The organism is Photobacterium atrarenae, assembly GCF_024380015.1.
GTDB classification, from domain to species: domain Bacteria; phylum Pseudomonadota; class Gammaproteobacteria; order Enterobacterales; family Vibrionaceae; genus Photobacterium; species Photobacterium atrarenae.
Genome location: NZ_CP101509.1, coordinates 1,022,561 through 1,040,262, shown reverse-complemented (window position 1 = coordinate 1,040,262; position 17,702 = coordinate 1,022,561). Strand labels below are relative to the sequence as shown.

Here is a 17,702-nt window from a genome sequence, read left to right as displayed (position 1 = left end):
CCATAAAAGTTGCAAATAGAATGCATCATTAAAGATAACAGAGCCGCAAACGGCCAGGGAGTGAGTGGTGCAAAGAATTAATCGAGCCAGTGCAACAGCAATACAGCTAATCTTTGCGGTTGCCCTTTTCTTCTCCGGAATTTCACCGGCCAATGCCCTGTTTGTCAGCCCGCCGAAGGATCCGCTGCCGCTGATCAAAGCAACTTTCCCGGAAGCAACCCGCATTGCCGACAAAGCAGGTGAGCCGCCTGTCCGGGAGATATACCAAGCACAGGAAATCATTGGCTACGCTTTTGAAACCAATGATATTGCTCTTATCCCGGCCTACTCCGGCGAACCAGTCAACATGCTGGTCGTCATCGATCCGCAAGGACAATACCTGAACGCTCAGGTGCTGGAACATCATGAACCGATTATTCTGGCCGGGATCCCGGAGAGCAAGCTAACTGCCTTTGCCGAGCAGTACCTTGGCCTGTCCGTGTCGGACCGCATCAAAGTGGGCGGCAATACCGAACCCGGCTACGTGGCCATAGATGGCCTATCCGGGGCCACCGTCACGGTGAAAGTGATGAATGCCGCGCTGACCAAAGCTGCTACCAAAGCCGCGCAATCGCTGGGGATCATTGCGACAGAGCAAGGCGTAATTCAGCCGCCCTCAACCATCATTCAGGATCAGTTTGCTCCCGCCACCTGGCAGCAACTCACCGGAGACGGTTCAATCCGAAAACTGTTCTTGACCCGTGAAACCGTGGATCAAGCCTTTGTCGGCACTGAAGCCGAGCATGTGGACACGGCACCGGCCGGGGAAGAGCAGGCGATGTTTGCCGAGCTCTATTACGCGCTGGCGGATGTTCCGACCATTGGCCGTAACCTGTTTGGCGATACAGATTACAAGTGGCTGATGTCGACACTCAAGCCAGACGAGCACCTGGTGGTCGTACTGGGCAACGGTTACTCCTTTAAAGGTTCCGGCTATGTACGCGGGGGCATTTTTGACCGGATCCAGGTTCACCAGCACGACAGTGAAATCGACTTTCGTGACCTTGACCACCATCGCATCACAGATCTCTATATTCCGGGTGCACCTGCGTTTAAAGAAATGTCTGTCTTTCGTATCCAAGCCCACCACGAATTTGACCCAGGTGCCGACTGGCAACTGGAGCTGCTGGTACGACGCCAGACCGGGCCGGTCGATAGCATTTTCTCCAGCTTCCGGGGCAACTATGACATGCCGGATCAATATGTGGACACCCCGCCGGCCATCTACCCCGAACCAGAACTGTCTCTCACGGAACAGGTTTGGCAGGAGCGCCAGCTGGAAGTCATCATTCTGGCCGCTTTGCTGGTGACATTGCTGCTGATCCTCTTCTTCCAGGATCTGCTGGTGCGCCACCCCAAATTCATGCACAACCTGCGACACGGCTTTCTGGTGGTGACTGTCGTTTTCATCGGCTGGTCATGGGGCGGACAACTCTCCGTGGTGAACGTCTTTACCTTCCTCCAGGCCCTGATGACGGAATTCTCCTGGGATCTGTTCCTGCTCGATCCGATCATCTTCACCCTGTGGAGCGCTGCCGCGGTGATCTTGCTGTTATGGGGACGCGCCGTCTATTGCGGCTGGCTTTGCCCGTTCGGTGCGCTGCAGGAGCTGATTAATGTCGCCGCACGTTACTTCCGGATTCCTCAGTATGAGTTTCCTTTTGCCGTTCATGAGCGTCTGTGGGCCATCAAATACCTCATTCTGCTGGGCTTGTTCGGCCTGTCGCTGGACTCCCTGGCCCTGGCGGAGCAGTTCGCCGAAGTCGAACCGTTCAAAACGACATTTTTACTTAAGTTTGATCGCGAATGGCCATTCATCGCCTGGGCAGTCTTCCTGCTCACGCTCAACCTGTTTCAGCGCAAAACCTTCTGCCGCTACCTGTGTCCGCTGGGCGCAGCCCTATCGGTCTCAAGCGGTGCGCGCCTGTTCAGCTGGCTCAAGCGGCGTCCTGAATGCGGCCAGCCCTGCAAAACCTGCGCGAAAGAATGTGAGATTCAGGCGATTCATCCGGATGGCACCATCAATATGCGCGAATGCCATTACTGCCTGGATTGCCAGATCACCTATTACAACGATACCAAGTGCCCACCGCTGAAAAAGCTGGCACGCAAAAAACGCCGGGACAACTCACAAGATATTCCTGTGACGGTCACCGAATAACCATCAAAAAACAGCAACGCATGTTTAACAAGAATCACAACACCTCACTACCTCTGGTGTAGAAGGACACGGTACGGAGAACCTACAATGAGTGACAACAAAAACAACGGTCTGACAGCACACCCGGATGCCCCGCAAAACGAAGAGCGGCGCAAGTTTTTCGGCAAAACAGCGGCGCTCGGCCTGGGCGCAGCCGTCGCCCCGATGTCAGCGGCCATGTTCGCCTCCATGGCACAAGCCAAAGCCAAGGAAGCGCAAAATTCCCCATTTGTCCATCCGGGCGAAATGGACGAGTATTACGGCTTCTGGAGTGGCGGCCACTCTGGAGAAGTGCGCATTATGGGCCTGCCTTCCATGCGCGAATTGATGCGGATCCCGGTATTTAACACCTGTAGCGCCACCGGCTGGGGGATCACCAACGAAAGTAAGCGAATTAAAGGCGACAGTGTTGATATGCTGGTCGGCGATTCACACCACCCGCATATGAGCATGACCGACGGCCGCTACAACGGCAAATACGTATTTATCAATGACAAAGCCAACAGCCGGGTCGCCCGGATCCGTTGTGATGTGATGAAAACCGACAAAATGATGACCGTTCCGAACGTTCAGGCGATCCATGGGCTACGGGTGCAGAAAGTCCCGGAAACCAAGTACATCTTCTGTAACGGCGAGTTCGAGATCCCAATGAACAACGACGGCAAAGCCAGCCTGGAAGATGTCAGCACTTACCGCTCCCTCTTCAACGTCATTGATGCCGAAACGATGGAAGTGGCGTTCCAGGTCATGGTTGACGGTAACCTCGACAACACAGATGCCGACTATGACGGCAAGTACTTTGCCTCGACCTGCTATAACTCAGAAATGGGCATGAACCTGGGTGAGATGATCACCGCTGAGCGGGATCATGTGGTGATATTCAACCTGCCGCGTTGTGAAGCGGCTCTGAAAGCGGGCAAATATAAAACCTACAACGGCAACGATATCCCGGTGCTGGACGGCCGCAAAGGCTCAGAGCTCACCCGTTATGTTCCTGTACCCAAGTCACCGCATGGCCTGAACACCTCGCCCAGCGGTAAATACTTTGTTGCCAACGGCAAACTGTCACCAACCGTGTCCGTGATCGGCATCGACAAGCTCGATGACCTGTTTGACGACAAGATCCAGCCACGGGATGCGATTGTTGCCGAGCCAGAGCTTGGCTTGGGGCCCCTACACACCGCCTTTGACAACCGCGGCAATGCCTACACCACCCTGTTCCTCGACAGCCAGATCGCCAAATGGAACGTTGAAGATGCGATCAAGGCTTACAATGGTGAGAAGGTCAATTACCTGCGTCAGAAGCTGGATGTCCATTACCAACCCGGCCATAACCACACCTCACAGGGGGAAACACGGGATGCTGACGGCAAGTGGCTGATCTCGCTGTGTAAATTCTCCAAAGACCGCTTCCTGCCAGTTGGCCCGCTGCGCCCGGAAAACGATCAGCTGATCGACATCTCCGGGGATGAAATGAAACTGGTCCATGACGGCCCGACCTTCGCCGAGCCCCACGACTGCATGATCGTTCACCGCAGTGTCGTCAAACCGAAAAAACTGTGGACCCGGGATGATCCGATGTTCGCTGAAACACTGGCGATGGCGGAAAAAGACGGCGTTGATGTGATGACCCAGAACAAGGTGATCCGCGACGGCAACAAGGTGCGGGTCTATATGACCTCGGTCGCTCCGAACTTCGGCCTGACCGAGTTCAAGGTCAAGCTCGGGGATGAAGTGACTATGGTGGTCACCAACCTGGATATGGTCGAAGACGTCACCCACGGCTTCTGTATGACCAACCACGGCGTACAGATGGAGATTGGGCCGCAGGCGACCGCGTCAGTCACCTTCATTGCCAACAAGCCGGGCGTCCAGTGGTACTACTGTAACTGGTTCTGCCACGCCCTCCATATGGAGATGCGCGGCCGGATGCTGGTCGAAGCATAAGCCCGGTGCCAAAGCGCCATCACTCGGTGATGGCGCTTCATCGACATCATGAACGCAATCTCCTGTACAGAAATCGCGGAAGAGAGACAGCGATGATCAAATCCATAATTTCACTGCTGATATTGCTGTGTCTGCAGCCGGTGGCGCTGGCTGAGACCATTCGGGTTTCAGTGGAAGATAACCTACAGCAGGTGCTGGACACCGCTGCCGACGGCGACGTGATCACCCTGGCTGCCGGAGAATACACCGGCAACTTTGTCATACGCCGCGCCGTCAAACTGCAGGGCACCCCGGGGGCCAGGATCAATGCCGGCGGTAAAGGACATGCCTTGTTGTTACAGAACGAGCGGATCCGGATTGAAGGCCTGGATATTCACAACTGGGGGCGCGATCTGACTGCACAAAATGCCGGCATCTATGCCGACAAGCATGCCAGCCACCTGGTGATCCGCAACAACCGCCTGAAAGGGGACGGTTTTGGCATCTGGATCCAGGGCGGCCAACACATCAAAGTCGAAGGCAATGAAGTTATCGGGAACCCGCAACTGCGCTCAGCCGACCGCGGCAACGGCATCCAGCTGTCCCGGGTTCAACATGCCGACGTCAGTAACAACACCGTCAGCCACACCCGCGACGGCCTCTATATTATCGCCAGCCAGCAAAGTGTATTAAAAAATAATACCATGCACGATCTTCGCTACGGCATTCACTATATGTATTCCCACAGCAACCGGGTTCAGGACAATCTGGCCTTTCGTACCCGGGCCGGTTACGCACTGATGAGCTCCCGCAAGCTGACCGTGATTGGCAACGAAACCCGCGACAGCGAAGATTACGGCTTTCTGATGAACTTCATCACCTACTCAGAGATCAGCCACAACCGCATCAGCAATGTCTGGACCAAGCCGGAGCACAAGGTCAACGGCCGCGACGGCAAAGGGCTGTTCGTCTACAACTCGGGCTACAACACCCTAAGTTTCAACACCATTGACACCACTGAAATCGGTATTCACCTGACGGCCGGCTCAGAGAACGTCAAGGTCTTTGGCAACACCTTTCTCAACAACCCAGTTCAGGTGAAATATGTCTCGAACCGGAAGCAGGAATGGAGCCAGAATGGCACCGGGAACTTCTGGAGCAACTATCTCGGCTGGGATCTCAATAACGATGGCCGCGGCGATACGCCTTTTGAGCCTAATGACGGCATCGACAAGCTCGTCTGGCAATATCCTGAAGCCAAGGTGCTGCTGGACAGCCCGGCCATCCTGATGCTGCGCTGGGTCCAGAAACAGTTTCCAATCCTCAAACCCGCAGGGGTGACAGACAGCTTTCCGTTGATGCTGCCCATGACAGGTTCAGCAGAAGAGTCGGCCACATCGGCAGCCCGAACATCCTCAACATCCGGCCAATCAGCATACGTCGGGGGAATCCAATGACAGCAACGAAACCTATTATTTCACTCAGCGAGACCGGCAAACAGTATCAGCAGTTGGACGCACTGCAGGCAATCAACCTGGCGCTGAACCCCGGAGAAGTGCTTGGTCTGTTTGGCCATAACGGAGCGGGCAAAACCACCATGATGAAAATCATTCTGGGGGTGATCCCAGCCAGCAGCGGAGAAGTTCGTATTTTCGGCGTGGACCCCCAGTCCAAACAGGCCTGGCAAAGCCGCAGGCAAATTGGCTACCTGCCTGAAAACGTCAGCTTCTACGACCATTTAACCGGCCTGGAAATTCTCACCTACTTTGCCCGGCTGAAACAAGTCAGTCAGCAGGAAGTACCAGCACTGCTGGCGCAGGTCGGCCTGACCCATGCTTTAAACCGGAAGGTAAAACATTACTCCAAAGGGATGCGCCAGCGCCTCGGGCTGGCACAGGCCTTTCTCGGCAACCCGAAGCTTCTCCTGCTGGATGAGCCCACGGTCGGGCTGGATCCTATCGCCACCCAGGACTTCTACCAGCGTGTCGACCAGCTAAAATCCAACGGCACCAGCGTCATCCTCTGTTCCCATGTCCTCCCAGGCGTCGAGCAGCATATTGATCGGGCCATGATCCTGGCCGGGGGGCGCCAAAAAGCCATCGGCACCCTAGCCCAGTTGCGGGAGAAAGCCAACCTCCCGGCCACGATTCGTATCCCTGAGCTGGCGTCCCTCCTCAGCAGCCACCCCGAGCTAAGCCAGTGGCAAACCGGACCGGAGCAGCTACAGGTTCCTGAAAAGCAAAAACTAGCCGTGATCCGCCAGCTGCTGGACGATCCTCTGCTGCCGGATATCAGCATCGAGCCGGCCAACCTGGAGCAGCTCTACCAGTATTACCTCAACATAAACGACGCACAGTGTCAGGGGGCTGTCGCTCCCTCAGCCCCGCAGCCGAACGCTGCCGGACGCCCGCTTACCCCACCGGAGGTTGCATCATCATGAATGCTTTATTCGCTGTTGCCCTGAAAGAGTTTCAGGATGGCCTGCGCAATCGCTGGCTACTGTCCATCACATTCATTTTCGCGGTACTGGCCATCGGCCTCAGCTACTATGGTTCAGCCGCTTCCGGCCAACTGGGCGTCGCCTCTCTCTCGACAACAATCGCCAGCCTGTCCAGCCTGGCGGTGTTTCTGATCCCGCTCATCGCGCTGCTACTGAGTTACGACAGCTTCGTCGGCGAGCAGGAATCCGGCACGCTGCTGTTACTAATGACTTATCCGCTCAGCCACCGCCAGCTCCTGCTCGGCAAGTTCTTCGGCCAGGGCACCATTATCGGACTGGCGACCAGCCTGGGGTTTGGCAGCGCGGCCATGCTAATGGCATGGCAAACCGACGCAAGCGAGGTGTTACCGGCCTTTGGCCTGTTTATTCTGTCGGCCATCTTGCTGGGGCTGTGTTTCATCGCTATCGCCTATGTGATCAGCCTGTCGGTGACTGAAAAATCGAAAGCAGCGGGGATCGCCCTGCTGCTGTGGTTCTTCTTTGTGCTGGTGTTTGACCTGGCGCTACTGGCTCTGCTGATCGGCGTCGAAGAAGGCCTTAGCCAGTCGTTCCTGGTGCAACTGATGTGGTTCAACCCGGCCGATCTGTTCCGGCTGATCAATTTAGCCGCGCTCGATACCGGGGATGTCAACGGGGTAGTGGCCGTCGCCCTCGATCAAAGCCACTCTCTGGCCCAGCTCCTTCTCATCATGCTCGGTTGGGTCATGGCACCGCTGGCACTAGCCGCGCTGATCTTTCATCACAAAAAACTCTAACTCTGACGGCCTGATTGGCCAACGACTAAGGATGACTTATGCGTACTCTATTTTCTCTCCAATCCCTCGCCATAGCGCTCCTCCTGAGCCTGGGCGTCGCTTGCAGTGATCAGAACACCGAACAACAGGCCATGGTGCGTCAGGCCGCAGCGATTGAACAGGCAGATGAATGTCACCTGTGCGGGATGATTATCAGCCGCTTCCCCGGACCCAAAGGCGAGAGCTACAGCAAATCGACCGAGTCCGTCAGTAAATTCTGCTCCACCCGAGACTTGTTCAGCTACATCTTGCAGCCGGAGAACCAACGCCAGGTGAAAGAGATCTATGTCCATGACATGAGCAAAACGCCGTGGCAAAAACCGGAAGACGAATATTTCATTGATGCCCGCGAGGCCTGGTATGTCATCGGTTCGGAGAAAAAAGGCGCGATGGGTAAAACTCTGGCCAGTTTCGCCCGTCAGGAAGATGCCAACAGCTTTATGGCCGAGTTTGGCGGCAAAGTGTACCAATTTGATGAGATTAGCATCGAAATGCTTTAAAAAAGAAACTACCCTTAAAAAAGAGGTGGCTCAGGCCACCTCTTTTGATTCATCTTTGACGTATGACGATTAAAGCAACAGCAAGGTCCCCAACCCAAGGAAGGCGACAAAGCCGATAATATCGGTCACCGTGGTCAGGATCACCGAGCCGGACAGCGCCGGGTCAATTTTCAGCTTATCCAGCACCACCGGCACAAAGACCCCGGCCAACGCAGCAGAGATGATATTGGCAATGATCGCCATCCCGATGACCCCACCGAGCATCAGACTGTCAAACCAGAACCCGGCCACCAGGCCGATAACAATGGCCCACAGCACCCCGTTCAGAGCTCCGACCTTCATCTCTTTGCTCAGCAGCGGCTTGAGGTTAGCCCGGGAAATCTGCCCCAGCGCCAGACCGCGGACAATCAGGGTCAGGGTCTGACTGCCGGCAATTCCACCCATTGAGGCAACAATCGGCATCAGCACCGCCAGCGCCACCACCTGTTGCAGCGTGGCTTCGAACAGGCCGATAAACCAGGAGGCCAGAAACGCCGTCAGCAGATTGATCCCCAGCCAGATCGCCCGGTTCTGGGCACTTTTGCGGACGCTGGAAAACAGGTCTTCGTCTTCATCCAGACCCGCGGTTGCCATGATTTGTGACTCCGCCCGCTCGGCCTGCAATTCATAAGCCCGGCCGATATCCAAACGGCCAATCAGCATCCCGCCATCGCTGATCACCGGCAGGGCCGACTCCGAGCTGCCGGCGACCTTATCGGCCGCCACATAGACATCTTCTTTCGCGTGCAAAATCGGAAACTCGGACTCTGCCAGCTCAGAGACCCGCAGCAATGGGTCGGCGCCGATGAGTTTATTAAACCGGACAGCCCCTTCCCAGTTACCGCGCTGATCCACCAAGAAAATAGCATTACTGTGTGCCGGCATCATCCGCCGGACCAAGCGCTGCACCACTTTAATCTTGGTTTTCGCCGGTACCACCAGCGGCTGATGATCACACCAGTGGCCGACTTCATCATCAGAAAACTGCTGAGCGGTGGAGAAGCGTTGTTGCTGCTCCTCATCCATCCGTTTGATCACCTCTTCCATCAGGTGATCCGGCAGATTGTCCTGCAATTCCAGCAAGGTATCGGCATCAATGCCGGTAAAGAGAGCCAGCAGGCTCGGCTCATCCAGCGAATTGATGATCGTCTGACTGGCATCAAGGCGCATTTCAACCAGCACCGCAGCTTTCACGGTCTCGGAGATCTGCTTCCAGCTTTCCAGACGTTCCTCAAGCGGCAGCGACTCCAGCAATAAAGCAAGCTCAGTCGGTGTTTTTTCCTGTTCAAATTGTTCAATCACCGCCTGCTGGGTGGTTGGATCGAGATCGCTGGCTAACAGCTCACTCACGGCACTCTGGAGTTCATTCTCTTGCATGAAAAACCCTTCAAATCAGATGTTGATGCAACTCATCAAGCATATAGGCTCAGTGATATTCAGACAATTGCTCTGCTATCTGAAATTCCGGCAAGATTACAAGCCGCTCGCACATCCTGCCGCTGAGCGGGTTGAGTTTACACCGCAATCACCTGTGCCCATACTTAAATGGCTGATTATTTGCACAGGATTGTCCCAGCACGCTCCGCTTCTTGTCATCCATAATTCAAACAAGGAGGAATACCGCATGTGTGGACGATTCTGTATTACCGGCGACACCTTTAACCGAATGGTCAGTGACGAAACCGGCTGCGCCTTCAACGCCCAAGCCAGCCCGGATATTCGCCCCAGCCAGCAGATTGCAACTATCATTTATCAGCAGGGCAACCTAGAGCAGCAGCCTGCGGTGTGGGGGATCAAACCGGATTGGGCCAAAAAACAGATCATCAATGCCCGTGCGGAAACCGTGAATGACAAAAAACTGTTTCATCATGCGATGCAGAACCATCGCTGCCTGATCCCATGCAGCGGCTGGTATGAATGGCATGATGAAGGCGGACCACGCAAACAGAAATACCTCTTCAGTCATTCAGATAACCACCCGTTTTACATGGCAGGGATCTGGTTTCCCGGCGACATGCCAGAACTGGTCACGATCACCACGGCTCCGAATGAGGTTTGCCGCCCCTATCACGACCGGATGCCGGCGCTGATCGCCCCGAAAGATACCTGGCAGTGGCTGGAAGGCAACATTACTTCCATCATGCCCATGCTGGGTGCTGACGAACATTATCCCATCGTCGTCACCGCCGTTTAGTACCCGGTATGCGCATCACCGGCCGTTGGCGTCGGGTACCGGGCCTTCACCTGATCGATCATCAGGGAGCGCAGCCAGCGATGGCTCGGATCCAGATCATAATGCTGATGCCACATCAGCACATAGGCACCAGGCACCAGATCGACCGGCACATCCAGGCACCGAACATTGAAGTCGCCCATCATGGTCGCGGCATATTTAGCCGGTGCGCTCATGATCAGATCGCTGCTTTCACACAAACGAAGCGCACTGTAAAACTCGGCCATATTCACTGCAATATCGCGCTGACGTTTCTCGCGCGCCAGCACATCATCAAGCAGCCAATGCTCAACACCACCAAAACTGACCTGCAAATGGCGATACTTCAGGAAAGTGTCCAGCCCCCAGGGCTCATCCAATAACGGATGGTCCGCCCGCATAATACAGATCGGGTGATCCCGCACCAACGCAACGTAATTCAGCTCAGGCGGGATCTGGCTAAAGTGCAGCGGCGAGCGTTCATCCCACTCCCGGATACAGAGCGCCATATCAATGTCGCAACGCAGCAGCTTATCAAGACTTTCCTGACTCCAGATCTGGCTGCTAAGCCGGATATTCGGCGCCTGAGCCAGCAGCTCCGGCATAAAGCAGGGGTAAGTCAGCGAATACGCCGCCTCCACCATATCAATCCGAAACTCACGCCGGCTGAGCGCCGGGTCGAACTCACTCGGTCGGGTAAACTGCTCAAGTTGCTGCAGCAGCAGGCGCAATTGCGGCGCCAGCGCTTTGGCCCGCGGCGTCGCCCGCAAGCCATGCGCGGTTCGCTCAAACAAAGGATCGCTGAAAGTCTCCCGCAGTTTGGCCAGTTGCTTGCTCACCGCCGACTGGCTCAGGTGCAAGCGAGCTGCCGCCGCAGTTACACTTTGCTCTTCCAGCAACACTTCCAGCACCCGCAGCAGGTTATAGTCAAAGTTATTCAATCTGTTCCTCCCCGAAAGCCGCCGTCTACCCTAAACCGAACCTGAGAGCGCCGCAACAGACGCCCCCTAAATCAGCTCATCCAAAACAAGACTCTTACCTCCCCATACCAAATTCACGCGGTTAACCAGTTGTTAATTTTTCGGTTCCCTTCTACAATGCAACACATTGATTAACTAACAAAATAAAGGAGGTAAACTTATGATCTTGTGTGAAATCCATCTCGCACAATTTTTTGGTATTCGAAACCACTCAAGTTTTTGCGATATCGCGCTGCGATAACCCAAGCTTGAGCGAAGTCATCAATACCGAAGTCTAATCTTCTCTCTGGCTTACCGGGTTGTCGTCAGCTTTGTTTGACGATGGCGCAGGATGTTCGACTCAGCGATCTGAGCTGAAATGCTGTGCCCGCAATTCTTGAGTAAGCAATGAGCACTTTACTAACTGCACAATCGATTTCTTATCACGTCACTTCAGGTTCAATCCTTGAAGCGGTTTCTTTCACCCTGAACCAAGGCGACCGAATTGGTCTCATCGGCCACAATGGCTGCGGCAAAAGTACCCTGCTGAAGCTGCTGGACGGCACCATCAGCGACTATCATGGCGCACTCACCCGTGCCAACCACAGCCTGATCGAGCGGGTCGAGCAACACCTGCCTGTCGATCTGAATCACGTCACCATGATCGACGCGGTCCTCGACCGTTTGCCACCGGCTGAGCGACTGGCAGAGGCCTGGCGCGCAGAAGTACTGCTGGCCGAAATGGGTTTTACCGAGCAGGACTGGTCATTGACCGCCGGGACCCTGAGCGGCGGCCAACATACCCGTTTGCTGCTGGCCCGGGCATTGATCCGTCAGCCCGATCTGCTGCTGCTCGACGAGCCGAGTAACCATATGGATCTGCCGACCCTGCTGTGGCTGGAGGATTTCCTTACCCGCTGGAAAGGCAGTTTCGTGCTGGTCTCCCACGATCAGTATCTGCTCGATCAGGTCACCAACTGCACCTGGATCATGCGTGACAAGCAACTCCAGTTCTTTCGGCTGCCCTGCTCGCAAGCCCGGCAAGCGTTAGCCGAACAGGATCTAGCCGATGAACACCGTTACCAGTCGGAGCAGAAGGAGATCAACCGACTGGAGAAAAGCGCCAAGCGGCTGGCTACCTGGGGTAAGGTCTACGATAACGAAGATCTGGCCCGCAAAGCCAAACAGATGGACAAACGGGTCGACCGACTGAAAGACAGCCAGACTCAACTCACCGCCGGGACGCCGTGGCAATTAACCCTGAAAGGGGAAGCGCTGCCGGCCAACCGCCTTCTGAGTATGACAGCGCTTGAAGTTCGCCCCGCTCCTGAAGCTGAGCCGCTGTTTGAGGTGATCAGCCAGCAGCTCAAAAGCGGCGATCGGGTCGCGATACTGGGGCGCAATGGGGCCGGCAAGTCCTCCCTGCTACGCCTGCTGTGGCAGCGTTATCAGGATGCAGCCGACAACGCAGGCAATAGTCAGACATCATCGCTGGCTTTCCACCCGCAACTCAGGCTGGGTTACTACGATCAGCGTCTGGCACAGCTGACCGATCAGGACACCCTGATGGACGCGCTGCGCCCGTTTGCGCCGCTGACCGATGAACTGCGTAAAATGGCGCTGATCAGTGCCGGTTTTCCATATGTTCGGCACCAGGAGCGGGTCGCCACCCTCAGTGGCGGCGAGCGCTCCCGGCTGTTGTTCATTGGCTTAACACTGGCGAACTACCACCTGCTGTTTCTCGATGAGCCGACCAACCATCTTGATCTGGAAGGCAAAGAAGAGCTGGCTGAAACCCTGCAAACTTTTGCGGGCGGCTGCCTGCTGGTCAGCCATGATCGGGCCCTGATCGAACAAAGCTGTAACCGGTTCTGGCTGGTTCATGACGGTAAACTGGAAGAATGGCACGATCTGGACCGGCTTTACGCCAAACTGTCGGGCCAGAATACGGCCGATCCTGTGGCCGGTCATCTCCCAACCGATCTCATCGAAATACATGACACGGTCACTGATTTCACCGAATCAGACGTTTCCGATCCCCAGGCACAGATCAGTGAGGACGAACAATTGCTGACGCGCCTGATGGCGCTGGAAAGTCTGCTGGAAGACGATCTGGCCCGCAAGGCCAAGCATCAGAAGCCCAAGCTACAGCGAACCTGGCGCGATGAAATCGAGCAAATCAATCTCGCACTGGGACTGGCGTAACCTACGCTGTTTCCATTCAACACGAGTTACTGATTGTTAAATACCAAAAGACCATGGCGCAGATGCACCATGGTCTTTTTCATTGATTTCGCTAATCATGTTCCCTCAGCATCTTATCGGCGGTCTATCTGTCACGCAGTGCTCAACGGCCGGCAGTTCATTGATTTTATTGCTAGCTGCTGGCAGACGGATATTCAGAAGGAATCCGCTCCGGTTTCGTTTAGCGGGTAAACCGCAGGGAAAGCTCAGAGAAAATGGACTTGGCATTATCGTCAATAATGTCACCATGGGTGACGATAATGCGGCTGAAATCCCAACTCCCAACCGTGCGGATGAAGTCGGCAAAGCCGGATTTATCCTTGCGGATGATCCCCAACTTTAAGGGCGGCGCGACACAGATCCCCTTAAACCCGATCGGCTGAAACACATACTTGCTGACGAACCCGGCAAAGCCCGGGGGTGTGGTTTCGGGATGATTCTGGATCAGATCTGTCACAATCAGCGACCGGGTTTTGTGATGGAAAAAGACGGTTTCATTAAACGCAGGCACACCCGGCATGGTTGCCCAGGTAAAATCCTCCGGCCATGGATTATCCAGGCCAGGTTGCAAAATGTGGTAGTTCGACAACGGGACGCTGCGCGGGATCCCGGCACTGACATAGGCCTCAGCTTTCGGGTACGCCTCGCACCAGTCCTGCAGCCACAGGCTATGGTTGTTGCTGGCGGCCACAATCGCGGTCACCGGGCCAATGGCATCCACCTCGGCTTTGAGCTGTGGCGACAGCGCGGTCGGCGAGTGAATCCAAACACCGCCATCGCTCAGTTTCACAATGGTCATCCGTAAACCAAGCCGAACCCCGGCTAAAGTCATGGCATCTTCATGTACCCAAAGATCTGATCCGATTTGCTGCATGCAAGGCCTCTCTCGCTCTCAAGATGTATCAAATCATCTTGCCAGAGCCTTCTGGATTCGCCCTGCTTTGGGATCACAAATCTCACCTAAAGCCTTGTTCTATAGCTCCATAATGTTGCCTGCCTCCCACCCCGGAACGCAAAGCAGCGCCCGGAGGCGCTGCAGTTCAAAATGCATGCTATGCATCGTCGGGGTCAACTTTCCCCCATGATCATATTCGGCAGCCACAACACAACTTCCGGGAACAGCATACAGGTGAAGAGCACGCATAACTTGAGCAAAATAAACGGCAAGATCGAGCGATAAATATCCATCATGGTCACCCCCGGCGGTGCAATGCCCTTGAGGTAAAACAGGGCAAAACCATAAGGCGGCGTCTGCACCGCAATTTCGATATTGAGGATCATCAGAATGCCGAACCAGATCGGATCATAGCCCAGCGACACCACGATCGGGGTAAACAGCGGCGCGCACATCAGCACGATGATCAGCTCATCAATGATAAAGCCGAGCAGCAGCATGATCACCTGCATCAATATCACCACCCCCAAAGGCGGCAAGCCTAAGTCCTCAGTGAATTGGGCCACCATATTCTGCACCCCGCTCAGCATATGAAAATTGCTGAACACCGAGGCACCAAGAATGATCCACATCGAGACACTGACCAGCATCGCCGTTTCGAAGCCGGAGGATTTGAACATCTCGAACCGGAAACGCTTGAAGAGAAATGCCAGGAGAATGGCACCAATCACCCCAATCGCGCCCGACTCGGTTGGCGTAGCAATCCCGGTGATAATACTGCCCAACACAGCAATGATCAGCAGCAGGGAAAACAACCCGTCCCGCGCAGTGCGAATTTTCTGCTTGCCGCTCATCTTGCTTTCTTGTCCCGTGTCCAGCGGGGCCTTGGCCGGATTGAGCTTACAGCTGATGATCACATACGCCGCCAGCAGGGTGATCGAAATCAGTGCCGGGACAATCGCCGCAATAAACATCCGTCCGACCGAGTTCTGAGTGGTGGCCGAATACATGATCATCGGGATACTGGGCGGGATCAGGATCCCCAACCCGCCGCCAGCCATGATCACCCCAAGGGCGAGGCGTTTATCGTAGCCACGCTCGAGCATCGGCTTAAGCGCAATGCTGCCCGAGGTCATGATCCCGGCGCCGATAATGCCCACCATGGCGCCGATCATTGAACACACCCCGATCACGCTAATCGCCAGCGAACCGCGTATTTTACCAATCACCATCTGGCTGGCATTGAACATCGCATCGCCAATCCCGGAACGGGTCAGCAACTGGCCCATGTAGATATACAGCGGGATTGCCAGCAAAATGAAACTGAAAAAGTTACTCTCAATGGTGGTCGGGATCAGGTTGAAAATCCCTTCTCCCCAGGTCAGGTAACCGGCCCCCATGGCAATGCCGCCAAGGGCCAGTCCGACCGGTGCCCCGAGGGCAAAACTCACCAGGATGCAGCCTAGCAGGGCAAGGGTCAGCAATTCGATACTCATGCATCCTCCCCGACCGGCAGATAGTGGCCATGGCTGCCTTCTTCCGGCGAGGCCAGCAGATCGCGCCCCGTGAGCAGGAAATAGACGTTTTGCAGCAGATCGCTGCAATATTGCAGGATGAACACCCCGCAGGCGACCATCATCATGACCCAGAAGTGGGCCATACTCGGTGCCCATTCCGACTGGCGGCGATAGTTAAACTCAATGGCCTCTTCAAACTTGCCGAAGCTCATCTTCAGCACCACCGCCAGAAAAAACATCGCCAGTACATAAGAAAAGAGATTAAACAGGGATTTAATGCGAGGTGAAACCGACAGGTACAGCACGTCAACATTAATGTGGGCTTTCCGTTGCTGCGCCAGGGCACCGCCCAGAGCGGCTATATAACCAAACAGAAACAGAGAAACATCGTAGGCCCAGATAGTCGGTGCGCCCAGAACATACCGGGAGAACACTTCGAATGCCACCGTCAGGGCCAGCAAAGGCATCAGCACGGAGGCGGAGGCCCCCATCCAAAACACCAGTCGATTGATTGTCAGGCAAACGCCTCTTATTGCCATTATTCGCATAACGCTCATCCTTGAAGCACAAACTTTATATCTCATCTCCGGTGCCCTCAGCAGGGCAGCGGAGAAACGACGCAGGGGCGACATCGCCCCCGGTCAGGAACCGGCATCGTCAGTGACGCGCCGGTCGGTTATGTCGCTACTGCTGAAGGATGTCCACCAGACGGCTGCTGTATTTATCGGATTTTGCGTATTCACTCCACAGTGAATTGGCGGCCGCATTCCATTGACGTACATCAGCTTCGCTTGGTTGCGGGCTCCACTTCATCCCCTTGGCCTGCATATCGGCAATCGCCTGCGACTCCCACAACCGGGATTTGGTCATCTGCTCGCGGGCATGCTGGGCACTGGCGCCTCGGACAATGGCTTTCAGATCATCCGGCAGCTTGCGCCAGGCTTGCTTGTTGACCACAATCGGCAGCGCCTGGGCTCCGGCAATCGGGAGCGGATACATATATTTGGCGACTTCGACATGGTTGCCATCACGGTGATCAATCAGGTTACTGCCGATAGAGCCATCAATGACCCCAGTGGCCAGGCTGGTATAGATCTCGCTCCAGGACAGCGATGCAGGTGAGGCACCCAGCTTGCGCAGGAATTTCCCGTAAGCACCCGGCGCGCGGATTTTCATCCCCTTAAAGTCTTCAATTGAGTTGATCGGCTTTTTGGTCAATACGTACACCGGCAGCTGAATATAGGGCTCCAGCCACACCAGGTTCTGCTTGTCATACGCTTCTTCCAGCACCTCGCCCCAACCTTTCTCGTGAAACAGGGCACTCAGCTCACCGACATCATCGGTCATGCCCGGCAATCCGACTTCCACCACGCCTGGCGGGAACTCACCGGCATGCATCGGCTGAAACGGCGCACCCATGGTGATCAGACCCGATTTTACAGAGCCAAGCACGCCGGTCTGACCGACCCCTTCCCCGGCATACATCACCTGGACCGAAATCCGGCCGCCGGACATGGCCTCGATATTTTCCGCAAAGTGTTTGTACACCTCGCCGTAGGCGGTGCCACGGGAGTACAGGTTCACAAAACGCCAGTTGTGCTCCGCCGAGAAAGCCTCCGGGATCATCGGCAATGTGGCAGAGAAGGCCAGCAGATAGCCTGCCAGGGTTTTATTGACACTTTTCTTCCGTGACTTGAATAAGGTCTTCAACATGAATATCGCTCCTTGTCATTATTCTCTGATGCCTGCCTTCCCGCAGCAGACCGGTGGTCATGGCTTATCAGTTGCCACCTTGTGATCAATCATTACAATTCATTCACAATCGATAAATTCCGCTTTATCGAAGTAAAGTTTTATTGTGCTCAAACCTTTCAGGG

14 protein-coding genes are annotated in these 17,702 nt (G+C 55.2%); 8 read left to right on the top strand and 6 right to left on the bottom strand.

The window, feature by feature from the left end; all coding sequences use genetic code 11:
- The first annotated feature begins 67 nt into the window (after positions 1 to 67).
- From nosR to NNL38_RS20750, 6 genes are all read left to right on the top strand, one after another.
- Positions 68 to 2,200, top strand: a complete 2,133-nt coding sequence (gene nosR, locus NNL38_RS20775; protein WP_255390767.1) for a transcriptional regulator NosR — start codon at positions 68 to 70, stop codon at positions 2,198 to 2,200.
- Between the two features lie 87 nt (positions 2,201 to 2,287).
- The gene (nosZ, locus tag NNL38_RS20770; RefSeq protein WP_255390766.1) at positions 2,288 to 4,186 is read left to right on the top strand and encodes a TAT-dependent nitrous-oxide reductase; all 1,899 of its coding nucleotides are present in this window, start codon (positions 2,288 to 2,290) and stop codon (positions 4,184 to 4,186) included.
- Between the two features lie 92 nt (positions 4,187 to 4,278).
- Positions 4,279 to 5,622: a nitrous oxide reductase family maturation protein NosD gene (locus NNL38_RS20765; RefSeq protein ID WP_255390765.1), complete on the top strand. Its 1,344-nt coding sequence runs from the start codon at positions 4,279 to 4,281 to the stop codon at positions 5,620 to 5,622.
- Positions 5,619 to 6,605: an ABC transporter ATP-binding protein gene (locus tag NNL38_RS20760; protein ID WP_255390764.1), complete on the top strand. Its 987-nt coding sequence runs from the start codon at positions 5,619 to 5,621 to the stop codon at positions 6,603 to 6,605. The genes NNL38_RS20765 and NNL38_RS20760 overlap by 4 nt, the downstream gene beginning before the upstream one ends.
- Positions 6,602 to 7,420, top strand: coding sequence for an ABC transporter permease (locus tag NNL38_RS20755; protein ID WP_255390763.1), 819 nt, complete (start codon positions 6,602 to 6,604; stop codon positions 7,418 to 7,420). Before NNL38_RS20760 ends, NNL38_RS20755 begins: the two co-directional genes overlap by 4 nt.
- A 38-nt stretch (positions 7,421 to 7,458) precedes the next feature.
- A complete protein-coding gene (locus NNL38_RS20750; protein ID WP_255390762.1) occupies positions 7,459 to 7,959 on the top strand; it encodes a nitrous oxide reductase accessory protein NosL in 501 nt (166 codons plus the stop codon).
- 69 nt (positions 7,960 to 8,028) lie between these two features.
- Here the strand turns inward: NNL38_RS20750 and NNL38_RS20745 are convergent, their stop codons facing one another.
- Positions 8,029 to 9,375, bottom strand: coding sequence for a magnesium transporter (locus NNL38_RS20745; protein WP_255390761.1), 1,347 nt, complete (start codon positions 9,373 to 9,375; stop codon positions 8,029 to 8,031).
- Between the two features lie 247 nt (positions 9,376 to 9,622).
- On the opposite strand from NNL38_RS20745, the gene NNL38_RS20740 reads away from it, so the two are divergent.
- A complete protein-coding gene (locus NNL38_RS20740) occupies positions 9,623 to 10,192 on the top strand; it encodes an SOS response-associated peptidase (RefSeq protein ID WP_255390760.1) in 570 nt (189 codons plus the stop codon).
- Here NNL38_RS20740 and NNL38_RS20735 read toward each other — a convergent pair.
- Positions 10,189 to 11,151: a LysR family transcriptional regulator gene (locus tag NNL38_RS20735; protein WP_255390759.1), complete on the bottom strand. Its 963-nt coding sequence runs from the start codon at positions 11,149 to 11,151 to the stop codon at positions 10,189 to 10,191. The two genes, NNL38_RS20740 and NNL38_RS20735, sit on opposite strands and share 4 nt — an antisense overlap.
- Positions 11,152 to 11,577: 426 nt before the next feature.
- Between NNL38_RS20735 and NNL38_RS20730 the strand changes: the two genes are divergently transcribed.
- Complete coding sequence (locus NNL38_RS20730) at positions 11,578 to 13,374, top strand: ABC-F family ATP-binding cassette domain-containing protein (protein WP_255390758.1); 1,797 nt, start codon at positions 11,578 to 11,580, stop codon at positions 13,372 to 13,374.
- Between the two features lie 220 nt (positions 13,375 to 13,594).
- Here NNL38_RS20730 and NNL38_RS20725 read toward each other — a convergent pair whose 3' ends face one another.
- From NNL38_RS20725 to NNL38_RS20710, 4 genes are all read right to left on the bottom strand, one after another.
- On the bottom strand, positions 13,595 to 14,287 hold the full coding sequence (locus NNL38_RS20725) for a DUF4336 domain-containing protein (RefSeq protein ID WP_255390757.1): 693 nt from the start codon (positions 14,285 to 14,287) through the stop codon (positions 13,595 to 13,597).
- A 194-nt stretch (positions 14,288 to 14,481) separates the two neighbouring features.
- The gene (locus NNL38_RS20720; RefSeq protein ID WP_255390756.1) at positions 14,482 to 15,804 is read right to left on the bottom strand and encodes a TRAP transporter large permease; all 1,323 of its coding nucleotides are present in this window, start codon (positions 15,802 to 15,804) and stop codon (positions 14,482 to 14,484) included.
- Entirely contained in the window at positions 15,801 to 16,373 is a 573-nt protein-coding gene (locus NNL38_RS20715; RefSeq protein ID WP_255390755.1) for a TRAP transporter small permease subunit, read from the bottom strand. Before NNL38_RS20715 ends, NNL38_RS20720 begins: the two co-directional genes overlap by 4 nt.
- A gap of 136 nt (positions 16,374 to 16,509) precedes the next feature.
- Entirely contained in the window at positions 16,510 to 17,538 is a 1,029-nt protein-coding gene (locus NNL38_RS20710) for a TRAP transporter substrate-binding protein (RefSeq protein ID WP_255390754.1), read from the bottom strand.
- Positions 17,539 to 17,702: the final 164 nt, after the last annotated feature.

What these genes read in the sequence shown, in the direction of transcription:
- NNL38_RS20750 (WP_255390762.1), top strand. Translation starts at nt 7,459, where the DNA reads ATGCGTACTCTATTTTCTCTCCAATCCCTCGCCATAGCGCTCCTCCTG.
- NNL38_RS20755 (WP_255390763.1), top strand. Translation starts at nt 6,602, where the DNA reads ATGAATGCTTTATTCGCTGTTGCCCTGAAAGAGTTTCAGGATGGCCTG.
- NNL38_RS20760 (WP_255390764.1), top strand. Translation starts at nt 5,619, where the DNA reads ATGACAGCAACGAAACCTATTATTTCACTCAGCGAGACCGGCAAACAG.
- NNL38_RS20725 (WP_255390757.1), bottom strand. Translation starts at nt 14,287, where the DNA reads ATGCAGCAAATCGGATCAGATCTTTGGGTACATGAAGATGCCATGACT.
- NNL38_RS20765 (WP_255390765.1), top strand. Translation starts at nt 4,279, where the DNA reads ATGATCAAATCCATAATTTCACTGCTGATATTGCTGTGTCTGCAGCCG.
- NNL38_RS20730 (WP_255390758.1), top strand. Translation starts at nt 11,578, where the DNA reads ATGAGCACTTTACTAACTGCACAATCGATTTCTTATCACGTCACTTCA.
- nosZ (WP_255390766.1), top strand. Translation starts at nt 2,288, where the DNA reads ATGAGTGACAACAAAAACAACGGTCTGACAGCACACCCGGATGCCCCG.
- NNL38_RS20740 (WP_255390760.1), top strand. Translation starts at nt 9,623, where the DNA reads ATGTGTGGACGATTCTGTATTACCGGCGACACCTTTAACCGAATGGTC.
- NNL38_RS20720 (WP_255390756.1), bottom strand. Translation starts at nt 15,804, where the DNA reads ATGAGTATCGAATTGCTGACCCTTGCCCTGCTAGGCTGCATCCTGGTG.
- NNL38_RS20710 (WP_255390754.1), bottom strand. Translation starts at nt 17,538, where the DNA reads ATGTTGAAGACCTTATTCAAGTCACGGAAGAAAAGTGTCAATAAAACC.
- NNL38_RS20745 (WP_255390761.1), bottom strand. Translation starts at nt 9,375, where the DNA reads ATGCAAGAGAATGAACTCCAGAGTGCCGTGAGTGAGCTGTTAGCCAGC.
- NNL38_RS20715 (WP_255390755.1), bottom strand. Translation starts at nt 16,373, where the DNA reads ATGCGAATAATGGCAATAAGAGGCGTTTGCCTGACAATCAATCGACTG.